Origin of the sequence: Pseudomonas sp. PvP009 (genome assembly GCF_017832995.1) — a bacterium.
Taxonomy (GTDB): Bacteria; Pseudomonadota; Gammaproteobacteria; order Pseudomonadales; family Pseudomonadaceae; genus Aquipseudomonas; species Aquipseudomonas syringae.
Map to the genome: position 1 here is coordinate 5,732,909 of NZ_JAFIBG010000001.1, position 21,263 is coordinate 5,754,171.

General features: G+C 56.7%; 12 protein-coding genes and 2 pseudogenes. 10 read left to right on the forward strand and 4 right to left on the reverse strand.

Annotated features, from left to right (window positions below; genetic code table 11):
• Positions 1–93 precede the first annotated feature (93 nt).
• From JOE29_RS24765 to JOE29_RS24810, 10 genes and pseudogenes are all read left to right on the forward strand, one after another.
• Entirely contained in the window at positions 94–861 is a 768-nt protein-coding gene (locus JOE29_RS24765; protein ID WP_003315962.1) for a DeoR family transcriptional regulator, read from the forward strand.
• Positions 862–870: 9 nt separating this feature from the next.
• Positions 871–2,706, forward strand: coding sequence for a glutamine--fructose-6-phosphate transaminase (isomerizing) (gene glmS, locus JOE29_RS24770; protein WP_024649863.1), 1,836 nt, complete (start codon positions 871–873; stop codon positions 2,704–2,706).
• A gap of 813 nt (positions 2,707–3,519) precedes the next feature.
• Positions 3,520–5,172, forward strand: coding sequence for a ShlB/FhaC/HecB family hemolysin secretion/activation protein (locus JOE29_RS24775; protein WP_245226942.1), 1,653 nt, complete (start codon positions 3,520–3,522; stop codon positions 5,170–5,172).
• A 24-nt stretch (positions 5,173–5,196) separates the two neighbouring features.
• Positions 5,197–13,629, forward strand: a pseudogene (locus JOE29_RS24780) (DUF637 domain-containing protein); the annotation flags it as partial.
• A 195-nt stretch (positions 13,630–13,824) separates the two neighbouring features.
• A pseudogene (locus tag JOE29_RS25555) lies at positions 13,825–14,166 on the forward strand (HNH/ENDO VII family nuclease); the annotation flags it as partial.
• Between the two features lie 6 nt (positions 14,167–14,172).
• The gene (locus JOE29_RS24785; RefSeq protein ID WP_057405972.1) at positions 14,173–14,631 is read left to right on the forward strand and encodes an SMI1/KNR4 family protein; all 459 of its coding nucleotides are present in this window, start codon (positions 14,173–14,175) and stop codon (positions 14,629–14,631) included.
• Between the two features lie 237 nt (positions 14,632–14,868).
• A complete protein-coding gene (locus tag JOE29_RS24790; protein WP_010428177.1) occupies positions 14,869–15,105 on the forward strand; it encodes a hypothetical protein in 237 nt (78 codons plus the stop codon).
• A gap of 11 nt (positions 15,106–15,116) precedes the next feature.
• Positions 15,117–15,521, forward strand: a complete 405-nt coding sequence (locus tag JOE29_RS24795) for a hypothetical protein (protein WP_010428178.1) — start codon at positions 15,117–15,119, stop codon at positions 15,519–15,521.
• 442 nt (positions 15,522–15,963) lie between these two features.
• On the forward strand, positions 15,964–16,371 hold the full coding sequence (locus tag JOE29_RS24805; protein WP_074955069.1) for an Imm63 family immunity protein: 408 nt from the start codon (positions 15,964–15,966) through the stop codon (positions 16,369–16,371).
• 440 nt (positions 16,372–16,811) lie between these two features.
• Complete coding sequence (locus JOE29_RS24810; RefSeq protein ID WP_137983211.1) at positions 16,812–17,222, forward strand: hypothetical protein; 411 nt, start codon at positions 16,812–16,814, stop codon at positions 17,220–17,222.
• Positions 17,223–17,680: 458 nt separating this feature from the next.
• Here JOE29_RS24810 and JOE29_RS24815 read toward each other — a convergent pair whose 3' ends face one another.
• The 4 genes from JOE29_RS24815 to JOE29_RS24830 are packed head-to-tail and all read right to left on the reverse strand — an operon-like array spanning position 17,681 to position 21,253.
• The gene (locus JOE29_RS24815) at positions 17,681–18,661 is read right to left on the reverse strand and encodes an SdiA-regulated domain-containing protein (protein WP_210079969.1); all 981 of its coding nucleotides are present in this window, start codon (positions 18,659–18,661) and stop codon (positions 17,681–17,683) included.
• 41 nt (positions 18,662–18,702) lie between these two features.
• Positions 18,703–20,232: a glycosyltransferase family 39 protein gene (locus JOE29_RS24820; RefSeq protein WP_057405969.1), complete on the reverse strand. Its 1,530-nt coding sequence runs from the start codon at positions 20,230–20,232 to the stop codon at positions 18,703–18,705.
• The gene (locus JOE29_RS24825; RefSeq protein WP_003367870.1) at positions 20,229–20,513 is read right to left on the reverse strand and encodes a lipid-A-disaccharide synthase N-terminal domain-containing protein; all 285 of its coding nucleotides are present in this window, start codon (positions 20,511–20,513) and stop codon (positions 20,229–20,231) included. The genes JOE29_RS24820 and JOE29_RS24825 overlap by 4 nt, the downstream gene beginning before the upstream one ends.
• A complete protein-coding gene (locus JOE29_RS24830) occupies positions 20,510–21,253 on the reverse strand; it encodes a glycosyltransferase family 2 protein (RefSeq protein WP_024665772.1) in 744 nt (247 codons plus the stop codon). Before JOE29_RS24830 ends, JOE29_RS24825 begins: the two co-directional genes overlap by 4 nt.
• Between the last annotated feature and the right edge of the window lie 10 nt (positions 21,254–21,263).

The window sequence follows — 21,263 nt, forward strand, 5'->3', positions numbered from 1 at the left end:
AAATTGCGCCGCCCCATCCCGAAACCTTGACCAAACCCCAAAAATAGGTTTTGATTGCCTTCGTTATCTTTCGAATCGAAACTTAAGGCTGTCATGTCGAAGCGTAATACACCACAACGTCGCCACAACATTCTCGCCCTGCTTAACGAGCAAGGTGAAGTCAGTGTGGACGACTTGGCCAGACGCTTTGAAACTTCCGAAGTTACGATTCGAAAGGACTTGGCTGCTCTTGAAACTAACGGTCTGCTGTTGCGCCGTTACGGGGGCGCCGTATCGCTTCCCCATGAGCTTATAAGCGATGGCAGTCAGCCGGTTTCCCGTTACAAACAGGCCATCGCTCGCGCTGCGGTTTGCAGGATTCGGGAGCACGCCAGAATCATCGTCGACAGCGGCAGCACCACGGCTGCATTGATCCCTGAGCTGGGCCAGCAACCCGGCCTGGTGGTCATGACCAATTCCCTGCATGTTGCGCGCGCCCTGACAGAGTTGGAACACGAACCGGTCCTGTTGATGACGGGCGGAACGTGGGACCCGCACTCGGAGTCCTTTCAGGGGCAGGTCGCGGAGCAGGTACTGCGCTCCTACGACTTTGATCAGCTGTTCATCGGTGCCGACGGCATCGATCTGGTGCGTGGCACCACCACCTTCAACGAGCTGCTGGGCTTGAGCCGGGTCATGGCGGAAGTCGCCCGGGAAGTGGTGGTCATGGTCGAAGCCGACAAGGTCGGTCGCAAGATCCCCAATCTGGAGCTGCCCTGGAGCAGTATCCACACCCTTATTACTGATGATCGCCTGTCCAGTGAGGCACGCGATCAGATACAGGCCCGCGGCATCAATCTGATTTGTGCTGCTGTCAGCTAGGAGATAACCATGTGTGGAATCGTCGGCGCCGTTGCTGAACGTAATATCACGGCCATTTTGCTCGAAGGCCTCAAGCGCCTTGAATACCGCGGATATGACAGCGCGGGCGTGGCAGTCTTCAGCAACGAAGGGATCCTTGAGCGCCGTCGTCGCTCGGGCAAGGTCAGTGAACTGGAACAGGCACTTGCCGGCGAGCCGCTGATCGGCCGTCTGGGCATCGCCCACACGCGTTGGGCGACCCACGGCGCCCCGTGTGAGCGTAACGCCCACCCACATTTCTCGGCCGACACGCTGGCAGTTGTCCACAACGGCATCATCGAGAATCACGAAGCGCTGCGTGAACAGCTGAAAGGCCTGGGTTACGTCTTCGCATCCGATACCGACACTGAAGTCATCGTCCACCTACTGCATCACAAGCTCAAGGACACCGCCGATCTGGCGGTTGCCCTGAAAGCTGCGGTGAAAGAACTTCACGGTGCTTATGGGCTTGCGGTCATCAATGCCGCGCAGCCGGATCGCCTGCTGGCCGCCCGCAGCGGCAGCCCGCTGGTTGTCGGCATCGGCCTGGGTGAAAACTTCCTGGCCTCCGACCAACTGGCGCTGCGTCAGGTCACCGACCGTTTCATGTACCTGGAAGAGGGCGACATCGCCGAGATCCGTCGCGACAGCGTGCAGATCTGGAACGTCGACGGAGTGTCGGTCGAGCGCGAAGTGGTGCAATACCACGAAGGCGCCGAGGCCGCCGACAAAGGCGAGTACCGCCACTTCATGCTCAAGGAAATTCACGAGCAGCCCAAGGTTGTACAGCGCACCCTCGAAGGTCGTCTGGGGCAGCAGCAAGTGTTGGTCCACGCATTTGGTCCACAGGCTGCCGAGCTGTTCGCCAAAGTACGCAATGTTCAGATCGTGGCCTGTGGCACCAGCTACCACGCCGGCATGGTCGCGCGTTACTGGCTTGAAGGCCTGGCCGGCATCCCTTGCCAGGTCGAAGTGGCCAGCGAGTTCCGCTATCGCAAGGTGGTGGTTCAGCCGGACACCCTGTTCGTCTCGATCTCGCAGTCCGGTGAAACCGCCGACACCCTGGCAGCGCTGCGCAACGCCAAGGAACTGGGCTTTCTGGCCAGCCTGGCGATCTGTAACGTGGGCATCAGCTCACTGGTGCGCGAATCCGACCTGACCCTGCTGACCCAGGCCGGTCCGGAAATCGGCGTGGCATCGACCAAAGCTTTCACCACCCAGCTGGTCGCCTTGTTGCTGCTGACCCTGTCGCTGGGTCAGGTCAAGGGATCGCTGGAGGAGGGCGTCGAAGCTCAGCTGGTCGAAGAACTGCGTCGCCTGCCAACCCGCCTCGGCGAAGCGCTGGCAATGGACGGCACGGTCGAGAAAGTCGCTGAACTGTTCGCCGAGAAGCACCACACCCTGTTCCTCGGGCGCGGCGCACAGTTCCCGGTGGCAATGGAAGGCGCGCTCAAGCTCAAAGAGATCTCCTACATCCACGCCGAAGCCTACCCGGCGGGCGAACTCAAGCATGGCCCGCTGGCGCTGGTCGACGCCGACATGCCAGTCGTCACCGTCGCACCGAACAACGAACTGCTGGAGAAACTCAAATCCAACCTGCAGGAAGTGCGCGCACGCGGCGGCGAGTTGATCGTATTCGCAGACGAGCAAGCCGGCATGAAGAACGGCGAAGGCACCCACGTCATCGCCATGCCACACATCATCGATGCCCTGGCACCGATTCTGTACACCATCCCGCTGCAGTTGCTTTCGTATTATGTGGCCGTGTTGAAGGGGACGGATGTGGATCAGCCGCGGAATCTGGCGAAGTCGGTGACGGTGGAGTGAGTTATCCACAGGGGTTATGATTTTAGAGAATTAAAACTGTCGCAGGTCTCTCCAAATAGGGCCTCGCCCCTCACTTAGACAGTCCTCTATGCCTCTCGGGGTCCGTTCGCTTCGCAGACGAAGTGACGGACCCTATCCGTTCTGCTTGATTAGCCATACAAACTCCAGCAACAGCCCGCGCCGGCCCTCAGAGAATCAAGCATCTGGCGTTGCACGAAGATATCAAACAAGGTTCGTCCCATAGTGGCAGGCGCTCGTTTACTGCAAAAGTCCTGGTCGTGATCACCGACGTAGAGACAGAACAGACAGTGGCGCGCTCGTCATCAACTTTGCGCCGATAGCCAGGTCGCTGCAAATCCTTGGCTTCATTGATCAACCAATTACTTGGCGTTAGAAGAGTCCCAGCACTACCGCCAGTTAGAGCCAGGCGCTGGGCAACATCGGCGACAGGCTTGCCTTTCTTGGTCACTTACTTGCCGCTTCGGTCGGATAACGCTGACGACTCATGACACCTCTTAGTTGGGCTTCACGGTGAGGCTTGCGGTGTCTAGGAAACCAGGGGCAATTCACTAGAACTGCATAAGTAATCAGAAATCAGCGCCAAAATAGAAATTAATGGGAATTTTCTGATATCTATGTAGTCTGTTTCACGATGGTTACACGTGATGTCAATTTGCCGCTACCAGGCATGGCACTGAGCGTCGTGTTGACTAACCCCGAACAGGCGTACCTCTCGCCACTAGCGCTTCTAATGGAATATTTATGCTTGCCTCTAAAAGGACATGGCTGGGTCTGTGTGCGCTACTCCTGGCCATGGGAGTGTTGACGCCTGTTCAGGCTGCAACCCCCGGCGAACAGGATCTCATACGTGATCGCCAGGACCGCTTGCTCGAAGAGCAGCGCCGTCGCCTGGAAGAGCTAAAGGACCTGCCCGGCAAGCAGACCACGCCGACAACACCCGCCACGCCCGCCGACACCCGCTGCTTCACTATCAATCGCATCGAACTCAAAGGCGTGGATTCCTTGTCGCCCGCTGAGCGCGATGCACTGATCAAGCCGTTTCAGGGCAAATGCTTGGGCGTTGCCCAGCTCAATGAACTGCTGAAGGCCATCACCGACCATTACATCGACAAAGGTCTGGTGACCACTCGGGCCTATCTGCCGCAGCAGGATCTGTCCAAGGGTGACCTGCAGGTGCTGGTCATCGAGGGCAAGCTAGAGAATCTGCGCAGTGACGCTGCCAGCGGCCTCTCGGATCGCGAACTGGCCATGGCCTTTCCGGGTAAAGAGGGCGAGTTACTCAATCTGCGGGAAATCGAGCAGATGGTTGATCAGCTCAACCGCCTGCCGTCCAATCAGGCGCAAATGGAGCTGACTCCGGGCCAGGCTGTTGGCGGTAGCGATGTCGTGGTCAAAAATACCCCGCAGAAGCCTTGGCGTGCCAACCTCTCGCGCAATAACGAAGGCCAGCGCAGTACTGGCGAGCAGCAGTGGAACGTGGGTCTGGACTGGGACAGCCCGCTGGGTCTTGCCGATCAGTTGAGCCTGCGCGGCGGTCATGATGCAGTCAGTGACCATCAACAGGCTTCACACAACAGCCTGCTGTCATACAGCCTGCCGTGGGGCTGGTGGACTTTCAGCTATCTGTATAGCGAAACCGAATATCGCTCGCAGGCCGAAGCCGATGGCTTCAAGTTCAAACAGGATGGCGACAGCCAGAACCATCAGTTTCGTGCCGAGCGGGTGATCCACCGCGATTCGGTCAGCAAGACCTCGCTTAACGCCGGTCTGGCGTACCTGCGCACCAACAACTACGTCGAGGACAGCAAGCTGGCCTTGAGCAGCAACCGCATCACCGAAGCACAATTCGGCATCAACCACGGCCGACGAGTCGGGTCTGCATTCGTCAACATTGACCTGGGTATGCAGCAGGGCATCGGCTTACTGGATGCTCAAGGCAATCACGATCCGGGGCCGGGCGAGGCCGATGCGCGCTATCGCAAATACACCGGCACCATCAGCTACCTGCATCCGTTTCAGCTATGGGGCGAAAATCTGGCCTTCACCAGCCTGGCCACAGGGCAACGCAGCGAGGACGTGCTGTTCAGTCCACAACGTCTGAGCCTCGGCGGTTCGTCATCGGTGCGCGGTTACAAGGACGAGTTTCTGTCCGGCGACAGTGGCGGTTACTGGCGTAATGAAATACGTCTGACGCGTCCGGTTGCGCTGGACTGGCTGCGCCCGGTGTTCACTGAATACGGCGCTGCTGCTGGCTACGATCAGGGGGTTATCCGCAATGATCGTTATAACGGCCAAAACCATGGTCGGTTGTCCAGTAACTCATTTGAATTGTTTACCCGTGGCCAGCACGTCGCTGCGTCCGTCACCTTTGCCCATTCCCTGGAACGTCCCGACGTGATCGAGCGCGAAGCGCCGATCTACTTCCGTATGGACTTTTTCCTTTAATAACGCTGCTCCGAGGTCGCCCACATGGACGCTCATCAACTGGCTCTGCTGGCACGTCAGCCCTCTGCTGCAGTAGCCGAGCGCACGCGATTTCTGGGCATTCCCAAGCGCCTGCTGGCGTTGCTGTTGGCCAACGTCATGTTCTGGCAACCGATCTGGGCGCAGGCCGATGGGATAGCAGTCAGCGGTACCACCAATACGTCCGTAGGCCAGGCAGGCAACGGTGTGCCGGTCATCAACATTGCCGCTCCCAACGCGGCAGGGCTTTCGCATAACCAGTACCAGCAGTACAACGTCGACAGCAAGGGTGTGATTCTCAACAACGCCACCAATGCCATACAAGCCACACAGCTGGGCGGCAATATCCTTGGCAATAATCAGTTAGGCGGGCGCGCCGCAAGCACCATCCTCAACGAAGTGACCGGCGCCAACGCCAGCCAGTTGAATGGGTACACCGAGGTGGCCGGGCAGGCAGCCCGCGTGATCATTGCCAACCCGTATGGCGTCACCTGCAGCGGTTGCGGCTTTATCAACACGCCTCGCGTCACCCTCAGCACTGGCAAACCGGTACTCGATGCGAACGGCAAACTCGACCATTTTGCCGTGGACGGCGGCAGCGTCACGATCGATGGCAAAGGCCTGGATGCAAGCGCAGTCGACCAATTCGATTTGATCACCCGTTCTGCGAAGATCAACGCCGATATCTACGCAAAGCAACTCAACATCGTCACCGGTACCAACGACGTCAACGCCGACACGCTGGCGACCACACAGCGTGCTGCCAATGCCGCCGACAAGCCGCAACTGGCCATTGATTCTTCTGCGCTTGGCGGTATGTACGCCAACGCGATCAAGCTGGTCGGCACCGAACAGGGTGTCGGCGTAAAGACTGCAGGCAATATGGCTGCCAGTGGCGGCGATATTCAGATAGACGCCAACGGTCACCTGAACATGGCGCAGGCCTCTGCGCAGGGCGCTTTGAACATCAACGCGGCTAGCGTCGAGATGACCGGCAAGGCCTACGCGGCAAGCGCCAACGTGCGCACCCCCGGCGAACTCGTCAACCAGCAAAGCCTGGCTGCTCGTGGCCGCGTGGAGATCAACGCAGCCAAAATCACTAACGCGGGGACCATCGCTTCGGGCATCGAAGCCGACAACAGCCGCAACGCGAGCGGTGACGTCACGATCAACGCGCCGGTGGTCGTCAACACCGGCAGCATAGAAGCCAGTCGCGCACTGACTATCAATGCGGCTCAGACCCTCAACAACCAGAGCGTGGTGCAAGGCGGCGCGGTCAACCTGACCAGCGGCCAGATCATTAATCAGGGATTGGCGGCACGTCTTGTCGGTGAACAGTCGCTGTTCATCTCGACCCCGGCCATCGTCAACCTGTCCGGCGTGATTCGTTTTGCTACCGGGCAGGCGGCCAGCCTGCAACTCGACAGCCTCGATAACCGCGAAGGACTTATTCAGGCGGCAGGCGGCAGTCTGGCGATCAGCGCGGGCGGACTGGACAACAGTGCCGGTCAGATCGACGCCGGTAGCCTTACGGTTGCGTCCACCACGCTCAACAACCGCTCCGGCTTGTTGTCAGCTCGTGCAGGCGATGCACGTGTGACGGCGCGCAACACGCTGGATAACACCGGCGGCACCGTTCAGGCGCAGAACCTGTTGAGCGTCACCGGTGGCAATGTTCTTAACCAGAGCGGCAGCCTGCTGGGGACGAGCATCAACGTGACTGCGCCGGGCGCGCAAATCGACAACCGTAGCGGCCTGATTCAGGCATCTGGCGGCAGCCTGACGATCAGTGCGGATGCACTGGATAACAGTGCGGGTCAGATCGATGGCAATAGCCTTACCGTTGCGTCCACTTCGCTCAATAACCGCTCCGGCCTGCTGTCGGCCCGTGCGGGCGATGCACGGGTTACGGCGACCGGCATACTGGATAACACCGGCGGCACAGTGCAGGCGCAAAACCTGCTGAGCATCACCGGTGGCAATGTCCTGAACCAGACTGGCCGCCTGCTGGCAGTCACCGGTAATCTCGACCTTAACGCGACAGGCTTGGATAACCGCAGTGGCAGCGTGCTGGGGGCCGGCGTCAACGTAAGCGCGCCCGGTGCGCAGATCGATAACCGTGGCGGCAAAATCGTCGGTGACCGCATCGACCTGAACGCCGCCGGTCTCGACAACCGCGAGCAAGGCCTGCTGGCAGCTGGTACGCAGGGCATGGCCCTGAGCTTTGCCCCAACGGCGAGCCAGGCTCAGTTGCTCAACCGCGGCGGTCAGATTCAAAGCGATGCCGGCCTGCGGGTCAGCGGCGCATGGCTGGACAACAGCGCCGGTACGCTGCTTGGCCAGAACGTGCTGATCGACGCACCACGGCTGATCAACGACAACAACGGCGCAGTGGTCAGCAATGGCGGCGACGTGACTCTTAAAGTCAGCAACCTGCTGAGCAACATGACCGGCATCATCGATGCGGGCAGCAGCCAGGTCACGATCAGCGGTTCGTCTGACCTCAACAACCAGGGCGGCAGCATTCGTGGCAAACAGCTGAGCCTGCAAGCAACCACCCTGCGCAACGGCCAGCAAGGCCAACTGGTCGCGGGCAGCGGGGGGCTGATCTACACCGGCGGCGCGCTGGATAACAACGGCGGTACGCTGCTCAGCAGTGGCGGCATCACACGACTGGAATTGGGCAGCGGCACCGTCAGCAACGTCGGCGGTACGATTCAGGGCGACACCGTAAGCGTCACCGCCGGTTCGCTGGACACCAGCAGCGATGGCAGCAAGGCTGGCATGGTCTCCAGTCTGGTCGACAGCCTGACCTTGAACGTGGACTCGCTGACCAGCAATGCGGGCAAACTCTTCGCCAGGACCTCACTGGTATCGACTGGCACCACGCTGTCGAACACCAACGGCGCCCAACTCAGCGGCGACAGCGTCAACCTCACCGCCACCAATCTGGTCAACCGCGGTGGCCTGATCGAATCCAATACCAAGCTGAACCTGCAAGGCGGCTCGCTGGACAACACCTCGGGGCAACTGCGCGCTTTGGGCAACGTGGTCAATAACAATGCTGGCATCAACAACACAGGCACCGGCGCACTGCGCGCCCTGACCACCGACACCAGCACGTTCGATTTCGCCGGCAGCATCATCAACCAGAACGGCCGTATCGAAGTCGGCAACACCGACTTCACCCTCAAGGCCGATGCGCTGGACAATCGCGCAGGCAGCATCGAGCACGCTAACACCGGCCTGCTGACACTGGACTTCAATCGCGTCTCCGGGGCGGGTGGCAGCATTACCGCGCTGGGCAGCGGGGACTGGAATTTCGGCGCTGTCGACGGGCTGGGCAATGTGCAGCTCAACAACGCATTGACCTACACCAGCGACTCACTGGCACTGCTGGCCGGTGACCGGCTGGCCAGCGGGACCGGTCTGACCCTCAACCTGAACAGCCTCAACAACGGTGGCGAACTGCTCAGCGATGGCGACCTGACGCTCAACCTGAACGGCGATCTGACCAACAGCGGCCGCCTGTCTGCGCAAAACCTTTTGACCATCACCGCCAACAACGTCAGCCAGAACGGTGGCCGCATTGGCGCTGGCAGCGACACGCGCCTGAAACTCGGCGGCACCCTCGACAACCTCGGCTACCTGACCGCTCGCCAGAACCTGCGCATCGACGCAGAGCAGATCGACAACCGCGGCACATTGGGCGCACAGGGCGCCGTTAACCTCAATGCCAGCAACGCCATCACCAACAGCGCCGACTCGCTACTGTTCAGTGGCGGCGCCATGACCTTGCGCACTGGCACGTTCAGCAACCTGTACGGCGACGTCTACAGTCGTGGTGATTTGAGCGTGGCCAATCTGGACGGCAGCGCTGCACAACGCTTCAGCAACCTGTCCGGCACGGTGGAAAGCGAAGGCGCAATCACCATCAATGCCGCCGCTGTGGAAAACGCCAAGGCCGAGTTCGAGCTGGGCCAGAAAATCGTCAGCGGCAGCCTGAACTGGCAGTGCGGCCAGCATTGCGACGGGCATGACTCGTTCAAGCGCGGCGCTATTACGATTGAGCAGACGCTGCTCGAAACCGCCGTCAAGGATTCCCCGCCGGCCCGACTGGTGGCAGGCAAGGACCTGACCATTCAGGCTGACAACGTACAGAACCGTTACAGCCTGCTGGCCGCCAATGGCAACCTGAGCATCACTGCCAACGACTTGCTCAACCAGGGCGCCTCAGAGCGTACCGGGCAGAACAGCATCTCGATCGGCACACCGGGTCGGATCGACACCGACTACTGGGACCAGATGGAGTTTGTCGACATCCCGGCCTTCAAAGCCGCTGTGGCTGCTGGCAACTTTGACTTGGCACGTTTTGAGCTGCTCAAGTCACGCTCCTCTGACAGCCGCTTTGAAGAGCAAAGCAACGTCACTGTCTGGACAGACAGCCCGCAGCCCAAGTACGCCGCCACGCTTCAAGCGGGTGGTACGGTCAACCTGAACGTCGCCCGCACTGTGCAAAACGGTTCGCTGCGCGCCAACAACACCCCGGAAATACTCACCGGAAAGCTGGGTGAGGATCAGACAGGCATCAAGGTCGGTGGCATCGACATCACCATCAACAAACAGGCCACCGACGCGAGCACTGCGACCGTGGCGTCGGTCAAGCCCGTCCAGCGCGTCGCCGCCGATGGCAGCGTGCAGACGGTCTTCACTCCAGTGGACTACAGCGGCATTCCGTTCGCCGCCGTGGACCCAACCGCAGGCGCGACCTTCCAGCTGCCCAAAGGCGATTACGGACTGTTCATTCGCAACCCTGACCCGACCAGTAATTACCTGATAGAAACCAACCCGAACCTGACCAACCTGTCGCAGTTCCTCGGTTCCGATTACATCCTCAGTCGCCTCAACATCAGCCCCGACAACAACTGGCGTCGTCTGGGTGACGGCCTGTACGAACAGCGCCTGATACGCGACGCAGTACTGGCACAAACAGGACAGCGCTTCCTCGCCGACGGCCTCACCAGCGATTACGACCAGTACCGCTATCTCATGGACAACGCGCTGGCCAGCAAAAGCGCCCTGAACCTCAGCCTCGGCGTCGCGCTGAACGCCGAACAGGTCAGCGCCCTGACCCACGACATCGTGTGGATGGAAAACCGTGTCGTCGACGGCCAGAAAGTCCTTGTACCGGTGCTGTACCTGGCACAGGCAGACTCACGCAACCTGCGCGGGAACAGCCTCATCCAGGGCCGCGACCTGAACCTGATCTCGGGCGGCGACCTGATCAACGTAGGAACCCTGCGCGCCAGTAACAACCTCAACGTCAGCAGCGGTGGCAGTATCTATCAGGGCGGGCTGGTCGACGCCGGCAACAACCTGCAGATGATCGCCCAAGACAGCATGCGCAACGCGATGGCCGGCGAGATTCGTGGCGGGCAGGTCAGCCTCACCGCCGTCAAAGGCGACATCCTCAACGACCGCACCGCCATCCAGGTGCGTGACGGCGCGGGTATGCGCACCGTAACCGACGCGGGCAGCACCATCACCGCTCGTGAAAACCTCGCCCTCAACGCTGGTCGCGACATCACCAACTACGGCGCCATGAGCGCTGGTGGCGACCTGTCGCTCAAGGCGGGCAACGACATCAACCTGCTGGCCAAAACCGACAGCAGCGAAAAGCACGAACTGTTCGATGGCGGGCACAAGTCGGTCATCACCACGGATGTGAAAAACCTGGGTTCAACCGTTACAGCGGGCGGCGATCTTGGGATTGATGCGGGGCGGGATATCAATGTTCTGGCCAGTCAGGCCAGCGCGGGCAATGACCTGAGGCTGGCTGCAGGTCAGGACATCAACGTCAGTTCGGCGGGCGATGTTCACAACATCGCGACCAAAACCAAGGACGGCAAAAAACGCATCACTGAAGCCAACGACCGCACCACCCAGCTTGCCAGCGAACTGACCGCAGGCAACAACGTGAGCGTCCAGGCTGGCCGCAACACCACGCTTGTCGCCAGCAAGATCACCGCCGGCAACGAAGCGTACCTGTACAGCGGCAACACCCTGAGCCTACTCGCCGCACAGGACAGCACGCACACCCTGTACGACATGAAGGCAAAAGGTAGTTTCGGGGCGAAAAAAGCCCAGCGCGATGAAGTCACTCAGACCACCAACGTTGGTACTGAAATTCGCACTGCTGGCAACCTCACACTGGCCAGCAACGGCGATCAGCTGTACCAGGTCGCCAAGCTGAAAAGCGGCCAGGACCTGACCCTGCAAAGCGGCGGGGCAGTGACCTTCGAAGGCGTGAAAGACCTGCACGACGAGAGCCATACCAAGAGCAAGAGCGACATGGCCTGGTTCTCGATGAAAGGCAAAGGCAACACCGACGAAACCCTGCGCCAGAGCGAACTGGTGGCCCAAGGCCAGACCGTGATCCAGGCCGTAAACGGGCTGAAGATCGACGTCAAACAAGTCAATCAACAAACCGTCAGCCAGACCATCGACACCATGGTCAAGGCCGACCCGCAACTGGCCTGGATCAAGGACGCCGAGAAGCGCGGGGATGTGGATTGGCGGCAGGTGAAAGAGCTTCACGACTCGTTCAAATACAGCCACTCGGGCATGGGCCAGGGAGCGATGCTGGCGGTGATCATCATCGTCACAGTTTTAACGGCAGGCGGGGCGAGTGCGCTGGCAGGAGGCGCAGCAGGTGCGACCGCAGGTTCGGGAAGCGCCATGGCGGCAGCAACCACCACTCAAGCTCTCGCAGCTGGCGCTTCTTATACAGCTGCCGGCTGGGGTAACGTAATGGCCACGGCAGCACTGACGTCCATGGCCAGCACCGGCGCGGTGAGCGTCATCAACAACAAGGGCAATCTGGGCACTGCTCTCAAGGATACCTTTGGCAGCGACAGCCTGAAGAACGCCACCATTGGCGCATTGACTGCCGGTGCGTTGAACTATGCCGACAGCACCTGGTTTCAGGGTGCAAGCCCGGCCAACGGCAATGGGGCGAAGGTCATCACAGGTGGGCCGGTACAAAATCCGGGCTACTCCAGTGAATGGCTCAGCTGGCAGAAAGCGCAGGATGCAGTCGTGCGCAGCGGCACGCATGCGGTTATCGAGAGCGGCATCTCCACGGCCATTAACGGAGGTAGCCTGAAAGACAATCTGGGCTCTGCGTTGGTATCGCAAGGTTTTGATCTGGCAGCTGCCGTTGGCAACAAAAACCTGGGTGACTTTGCAGACTACATGGATCTGAGCCCCGGCTCGGCAGAGAAAATCTTTCTGCACGCCATGCTGGGCGGCGCACTGTCAGCCGCCCGTGGGGGAGACTTCAAAACCGGCGCAATTGCTGCCGGAGCGGCTGAGGGGCTGACGGGCGTCGCGACGGATAACCTCGGCAAGTACCTGGATACCCGTTTTGTGACGGACGATCAGTTCCGCGTCGCGACCGCCCAGATCGTCGGCATTGCGGCGGGCTCACTGGTGAACGGCGATCCGAATGATGCTGCGTGGGTGGCGGGGAATGTTGAGCGTTATAACGAGCAACTGCACCCGACAGCTGTCGATCTGATCAAGAAGGAAGCACCGCAATTTGCGTCTGATACGAATATCTCTCCAGCAGAAGCCGAGCGGCGTCTGGCCCAAGCTGCGGTCTACTATACCGACAAGAACTGGAACGGAGTGATGACCGAGAATGGCACGGTGCCGGACGCAACTACCCTTAAATATCTGGGTAACGCACTGGCACCAATAGCTGGCCAATACGCTGCGCCAACTTCATTCGATGTGCCGACTACACATGCTGAAAGAGCATACAACCCGGCTGAAACGTCCACGCTGCTCGACCAGTTTGCGGAGACCAATCCAGCAAGGTACACCGACACTTCAATCAACTCGATCAACTTTCAGGGTGCTTATACTGGGGACCTGACGTACGACTACTCCCGCTTCTACGACAGAAACATCGCTGTTTCCTACGACCTCGGTAACACGGTCAGCGGCGGTCTCTCCGGCACATGGCAGGGCACCAAGGCAGCCATTTCCAATACGGTGAGTTCTGCCTGGTCGCTGCTGAGCAGCCCGGTGCAGAGCAGTGAGCAACTGGCCAATGGCGTGATGTCACTGACCAAAAACCCTCTCGCCTCCGCATGGAACAGCCTTGAGTCAAGCCAGAGCAAGGAAGGGCTGGCAACTGCTTACCAGATGCAGGGCAATAACGAAGCGGCTGCTGCGATCCGCAATCAGGGCAATGTGGAGTTCGGGCTGAACCTTGTACCGGTAGAGCGGGTCGTTTCGCTGGGTAAGTGGGGAGCGGTTGCGAAGGGGGGTGACGAATTCGGCTTTGCAGGAAAGTCTACCGAAGAGCTTTTTGATACGCCGCCTATCAAGCCGATTCCGGTTCCCGGAGATTACGACTTTGTAGGTCCAAAAGGGCCAGGTTCTGCTGGTACGGGCACGATGGCGGGTAGTAGTGTTGCAAGTACAACGCCTAAAGCTGATATTTTTTGGAATAAAACAACAGTTCTAGATAGGACTGTTTATCAACGTAACGACCTCTTTGACCCAGAGGCCCTATCGACCTGGAGAGTACGAGGTAAAACTGTTGAAGGCTCAAACCTTGAGAGGATGGCCTCGGGTCGAGCACCAATTGGGTATGATGGGAAATCAGTTGAGTTACATCATCTCTCGCAAACTGAAATTAATGGATTCGCTGGTACTCGTGGTTCACTTGCAGAAGTTGGTTCTGTTTTCCATAGCCAGAATAGCAGTGTTCTTCATGTCCCATCCAATGCCGCTCAAAGCTTTAGGTATACTCGTTACAAAGACTCTGCAGAATACAGAAACCCTACGACTGATTATGTTTCAGTTCCTACGGATTTGAATGCAAAAACATTGACAAAGCAGGCTAAAGAGTTTAATTCTTATCAGTCGGAATATTGGAAGTTGCGGGCTCGGAGCGGGGAGTAATTAGGCGTGGATTATTCGAGAATCATTAATCTTATTAAAGAGTCGGATTTCGTTGAGTTTGCTGAATATGGTGACGGGATTGCTGATGAGTGGATTTATAAAGCTGAAGCTCGTCTTGGGTTGAAGTTGCCTGATAGCTATAAATGGTGGCTGAAGTGTTATTCTGGCGGGGAAATATCTGGGGAGGAGATTTATAGTATCTACGAAATGGATTTTGATAGTGTAAGGGGGGGTGATATCGTTTATATGTCAATCGTTAACGGTCGAAATGGGTTGTGTGGGAAGGAGAGGCTATTTATCTGCGAACCGCCGGGTGCAGGGGAATCATTTTATTTTGCCACGGACGATGGTCTTAATGATGGGGAGTATCCTGTTTATAGGCTTGAACTTTCTGATAAAACTTCTAGTTTGTATGCGAAGAACTTTATCGATTTCTTAGAAAAAAGAATAATTTCTTTCAGTTGAATAATGATTCTGCGTTTAAATAAAGGTTGAGAAAGGCTAGGTCCAAAAGAGGTAGCAAGCCCAGATGCGACGGGCGGGAAGAAAGTTGGTCCAGAGACCGACCTAGCCCCCGAAGTAAATCTGCATTCAGATGGAAGCTATCGAACCCCTGACGGAAAATTTGCTAGCCCGAAGGGTCTAGCTCCTCCGGGAACAGTTAAGGCAGATGAGTTTGCTAAGCATTTAGAAGTAAATGGAATGGAAGTTGTAGGCACTGAGATGGTCGTTAAAGGGCCTCTCGGTGATCGTAGGTATGACATTGTAGTCCGTGACGCAAATGGTAAATTACACGGTCTTGAGGTGAAAAGCGGAACTGCTAGTAAGACCAGCTATCAAGAATTCACCGATTATTTTGTCAATCAGTTTGGGGCGCAAGGGAAGGGACGGCTAAAAGGCGAAGTCATCGAAAGCGCTACAACAGTTTATGTGCCGTGAAGGTGAGGAATATGAAGCTCGAAGCCGAAAATAGTCCCGTATTAATTGACGTTAACCAGGCGCAGCTTGTAAAAGTGTTAAAAAAATTAAAAAGCTACGGTCCAAGCTCATACGCATGCATAACTGACGACGACGGTAATTATGTGCAAGTGGCAGGAGGCAGATTCACTTGCTTTATTGAAAGATATGACGCAAAAAGTAAAGCTCTGTTTAGAGGGTATCATTCAAATTCCAGCACGAACTTTGAAGATGGGAGCTTGCTGTCGTTTGGTGCAGGGCGTGTTCAATTAAAGAAAGATGAGTGGTTTAATATTGACGATGTGATCGAAGTTTTCTCCCGATTCAATCAGAATCAGCCTTTACCAGAAAATATTTACTGGCGCGAGGTAAAGATTTTGAATCAGAGCGACAGTTGATGAGTTGGGCCAAAAGTAACTCCACCAACGACCCATGCATCAATCGGCGCTACTGCAGATAATGAAGTCGGAGGGTTTTCTTACTACGATCAGTTTAAGAAAGCTGATGGTAGTTGGGATTGGCCGGAAAACTTGGGTTTCTCTGGCGATCCTATTAAGAACACATTACCAGTGGGTACTAAGTTGGACCGTTATGGTGGACCTCAAGGATCCTTCTTATCACCTCAAGGTGTTCCTTTTGAACAACGAGCATTGGCGCCTGGCTCAAAAGCCGAGGAATACTATCAGTACGAAGTGCTCAGGCCATTGCCAGTTATTCAGGGAGAGATTGCTCCTGCATTTGGTGAGTTAGGCAGAGGGACTCAAATCTTGCCTGACCTTTCTGAAAGGTTTAATGTTGAGCGATTAGTGAAGGAAGGTTATCTGAGAAGGACTAATTAATATGAAGTCAGTAATCGAAGAAATACAAAAATCCGTATACTCTTTGGGTGAGAAAATTGGAGCTCCAAGGTGTCTTTTGGTTGTAAGAAATAGTTCTCCAGAAAATGGAAGCCCTCATGTGGAAGTGAAATCTGATGGCTTTGATTATGTATGCTCTGAGAGGTGTTTTGAAATATTCAGAAAGCATACAGCTTCTCTGGATGAGTTGCTGTATTGGTTTATTAGTGATGTAGCATTTAAGTTGGCATCAGACTACGAATTGGCTAATAGACGTGTCGGTGTTGACTCGCGAAGACTGCTTTTTTTTCAGTATGTTTCAATCCTTGGTCGTATCAGTGAGGAGTGGGAGAGAAAGGCGGCTGATGAAATTGAATCAATATTAATTAACGCCCCGTACTCAGATGTATAGCAATACAAAAGAGCTGAGTAGGTCCAAAAGCCCAATCTCCATAAAAAGTTGCGGCAAGCTGGCAAGGAACTGATCCTTAATTTGGTGTAGGCGTCTATAGTGATATTAAAATTCGTGAGGGAGATTTAGTTGTTGGCACAGCACTAGGTCAGTCACCCAACTACACAACGATAGAAGGTTTTAAAACTACAGATGGCACAGCTGCCGGGTATTACGATGGGCTTCAGATCGCCCCTAATACAAATAATCCAGCTTATCCAAAATATAGAAGAGGTGTGACCGTCTACAGGCTGAGTTCGGATGCGGATGCTGCATCGGGAGTCGCATTGGCTAACCCTGATCTAGGTACTGGAAATGTTGATCAGATATTCGTTCCGAATTTTGAGAACATACTCGTACCCCTGTGCTCTATTCCTTTTAAAAATCAGTGAGTGTCATCTATGGTAGATACTAAATATGGTTATGTTTTAATTGGCAATAAATTTACTCTTAAACCTCGGCTGACGAAGGTTGAGCTTGAAAAGGGATTGGGTGTTTATATCGAATCAAGCATTAATGGAGATTGGTCATCTTGTGTAAGCGGTCCACACATGGTTTTTGGACAAAGATCAAATATGCAGTTTGATTTTTATCGTGATGCACTGATTGGTTTTAAATTTACAGTTATCAGCTCCGTAAACTCTGATCTCACTGCTCTTAGGGAATTGCATGACAAAATACTTGAAGACTTGCTAGGTAAGCCTGATAAAAAAAATGAGAATATGATTTCTTATGATTTTTTTTGGGGGTTTATAACTTCTTACCTGGATCCGAAAGGAGGCTCTTGTTGTGTTGGTGTGCGATGGCGTTGAGGTTTTAGAGTCTTTTATACAGTTTGCTCGTGCTTTAAAACAGCTTTGACGAGCAAATATTTCTTGAATTTCGACTTATACTTAAGCACAAGTCGATATCAATGGTTTGACTTGCACTCATCTCCTTGAGGTTTCATTGCAGAAGCAAGGCAGTCACTCGCCTGATACTGTGTCCATACCCTCTAACAAAAGCCGTGGGTTCTATCGGGTAGGTTATCGACTAGGCCTAGGAATAGGCCCAAGCTGACGGCACGCTTGAGGATGCTAGATTATTTGCTGTGATTAACTTTGAATCGAGTGACAATCAGGAGCACTTCATCATTGCAACCACCGCGAAAACCCGATCTGTCACGGCTCACGTTCCTGAGCAACTGGCACATTTTTCCGAATTCCGTAAGCTCTCCCAAAACAGACCCCACTCCCCGAAAGTCGCCCTCAAGGCCTGGTTTCTTCACTACCTATTCCGGCACTTTCGAAAACTTGTAAAACAAATTCGGCTCGCTCACGACGTACAGGTTGCCTGCACGATCCATGGTCAGGCCTTCGGGTTGGGGGGCGCTGTGCTTGAGGTCGGAGAAGGTACCCAGCAGTGATCGAATGCTGACGAATCGTCCTTTGCTGTCCAGTTCTGTGATCGAGCGCGACTGGTCGCTGAGCAGCAGTAAATGGCCGGTTCGCGGGTCGTAGTAGCCGTCTGAAAGGTCGCGTGCAGCGACACTTTTCGTGATCCAGTCCAGCCGGTCGGCAATTTTGATCTGCAAGCGGCCCTGATCGATGGAGCGCAGGACGCCGGAAACCTCGAACATCTGGCGTGGATCGCGCTCTTTGATCGCGAACAGGCGGTCGTTGGCGGGATCGTAGGTTACGCCTTCGAATCCCTTGTTATGAATACTGGGGTTGATCAGTAGCGCAATGAACTGAGCTTCCTCGACGTGGATGGGGCGTGCCTCCGTCGGCAACGTGATGATGTCCAGTTGCTGGAGATCTTCATCGCACAGCACGATGCGACCGTTACCCAGATAAGCCACACCCTCTGTGTCGTCGAAACCGATCAATGGGTAGCGGTCGATTATGTCGCCGTTCGCGTTCAGCGCCAGCAGTTGTATGGGGCCTTTGTTGGTCACTGCCAGCAGTCGGTCATTGTCGTAGTCGTAGGTGATCCCGGAGATATTGGCGACGTCCGGGGCAAGTGGTTTGGCGTCGATAACCACATGGAAATCCGGCAGCCAGATATTCTTGTCGGCTGCCGTATTGCCCTTTAACCAGGTGCGACCGTACTGATACAGCTGTTGGTGGACCTGAAAGTGTGTCGACACGGCGTAGGCCAGGATCAGCAGCCCGAGAGCACCTGCACTCAGCACGAGTTGTGCGAGTGATACCTGCCTTCGAGCGACGTTCGACCACGTCAGGCGCTTTGCCTTGATCGTTTCCAGCTGCATGGTTTCATTCACTCTCGCGTGTTGGGCGGCTGGGCGGGGGATTAATCAACATTTTGCTGCCAGGCGAAGCGATAGGCCTGCATAGGACTTTCCGGTTTACACAGGCCGTTGTCGGCATCGGCATCGACGATGAACCAGTCAGCTCTTGAGGTCTGTCCCAGCGGCCGGGCTTTTTCCGGCAAGAAGCAATTGGCCAGTTGCTCGCCTGGCACCAGCGCAAAGGTGCCGGGGTGTTCTCTTAGCCAACGGGCGGCCTGTTCGGTTGCCGATGGCTTGGCAAAACCGAAATGCACAATGGGTTGGCGTGCATAGAGCCAGTGCCCCTCGCGCCAGTTGACCAGCACCAGATCGGCACCTTGCGTGACATAAGCGGCCTGTTCCATCAGTTCCTTGTGTGGGTTTTGGCCCTCTATGACGGGTTCGACGAACCCTCTGGCGAACCACAGACCAAGCCAGACAACCACCACCACCGGGACGATTCGCCGAGCCCTGACGCGGTCATGGAACCAGCGTTTCAAAAGCCAGGGCAGCAAGGGGGCAGCCACCAGTACCAGACCGGGCAGCGCCGGAAAGATGTAGATCTTGCGTTTGCCACTGGAGAGGCTGAAGAACAGCAGTACCAGCAACACCCAGCCGAGCAGTACCAGAACCCGGCCATCGTGCTTACTCAACTGTCGGCGCCAGGCCGGGATCAGCCAGGGCAGCACCAACACCAGCGGCAGCCAATACTGCGGGATGACTTTGACGAAGAAATACCAGAAGGGCTCGCGATGGTCCCAAGCGCTGGCGTAGCGATTGGCCGTCTGGTGCAAGAGTATTTCCTGCACGTAGGCGAAGCCTTCCGGGCCGCCGTCACGCACGACCGAGATAATCATCGGCACCAGCCACAGGCAGCAGGCCAGCAATAACACCAGCAGACCCAGCGCCCAGCGCGCGGCCTGTCCAGGCATGGCCACCACACCGTGCCAACCTTTACGCGCGGCATAGGCGTAAGGGATCAGCATCAACGCGGGAACAAAACCGACGCCCTTGGTGATGATGCCCAGACCCATGGCCGCACAGCTGAAATAGAACCAGCCCCAGGCCGGCCCGAGCAGCACGTGGCGGACCAGGCCATAGAAGCCCAGCGCAATCCACAGGCACAGAAAACTGTCGATCTGCCCGGTGCGCAGGATGCTGTAGGTCTGATAGGTGGCCAGGAACAACAAGGCGGCGTACCGACCGATGCGTCGGTTCCACAGGCGGGTGCCCAGATCGTAGAGGACTGCGGTGGTTGCGCCTGCAGAGAGCAGCCCGGGCAGGTAAAGCGCGATATTCGGGCTGCCGGTCAGCCAAATGAAGAATGCCGTCGCCCACATGAACAGCGGCGGTTTGTCGGCATAGATCTGCGCGGCGCGGTGCGGGACGAACCATGAGCCGTTCTGCAGCATTTCCAGGGCAACGCCGAGAAAACGCTCTTCGTCCACGTTCTGCGGCAGACGCAAGCCCAGGCCGCCCCCGACCAGTAAAACGGCCAGCGCGACCAGTAGCCATCCCTCGAGGCGAGGCGAAAGGTGAGTTCGCACCGTCATTGCTCCTCAGGTGTCTTGGCCTGTCGGCTGATCAGCTGCAGGTTGCGCATGTACACCAGCAGACCAAAGGCCTGGCCGGCGATGAAGACCGGGTCCTGTCGGTAAATGGCGTAGGCCAGCAGGATCGTGCTGCCCAGCATGCTCAGGTACCAGAAGCCCACCGGGATGATGCTGCGCTTCTTGAATTCGCTGTACAGCCATTGCAGGACAAAGCGCCCGGTAAAAACCGCCTGCCCGACAAAGCCGAGGATCAGCCAGAAAGTCTCGTTGTCCGGCTTCATGGCCGCAGTTCCTGTGCCTGAACATCCAGCCGAGTCCGACGGATCAGCCACCAGACCCCGACCAGATCAAGAATGCCGACCAGCGCGCGGTCCAGGTTGCCGTACTTGGACACGCCGGCCTGGCGATGGCGGTGGTTGACGGGGTGCGTGACCATACGGCCGTTATGTCGCTGAATCAGCGCTGGAATGAACCGATGCATATGGTCGAAGTACGGCAGGCGCAGAAACGCTGCCCGCTCGATCAGTTTCAGGCCGCACCCGGTGTCTGGAGTCGCGTCCTTGAGAAGCCGGCTGCGCAGGCCGTTGGCAAAGCGCGAGGCCCAGCGTTTGCTGGCGGTATCGCGCCGATTCACCCGGTGACCGGCCACCAGCTGAATCGCCCCGGAGCCGTTTGCGTGAGCGCGTACCAGCGCCAACATCCCGGGAATATCCGCCGGGTCGTTCTGACCGTCACCGTCCAGGGTCGCCAGCCAGGTGCCGTTGGCCGCCAGTGCTGCGTGATAGACCGAAGTGCTCTGCCCGAGCGATCGCTCGTGGTGCAGGATCCGCAACATGGTCAGCCCGCTGTCCTTGAGGTGCGTCAGCACTTTCAAGGTGTCGTCTGTGCTGCCGTCATCAACGACCAGTATCTCGTAGCGCTCACCGTCCAGCGCTGTGCAAATCTCTTTTATCAGGCTGGGCAGATTATCGGCTTCGTTTTTGGCCGGGATCACGACGGAGAGAAAAGTGGGCGTGGTCATGGAAGTCCTT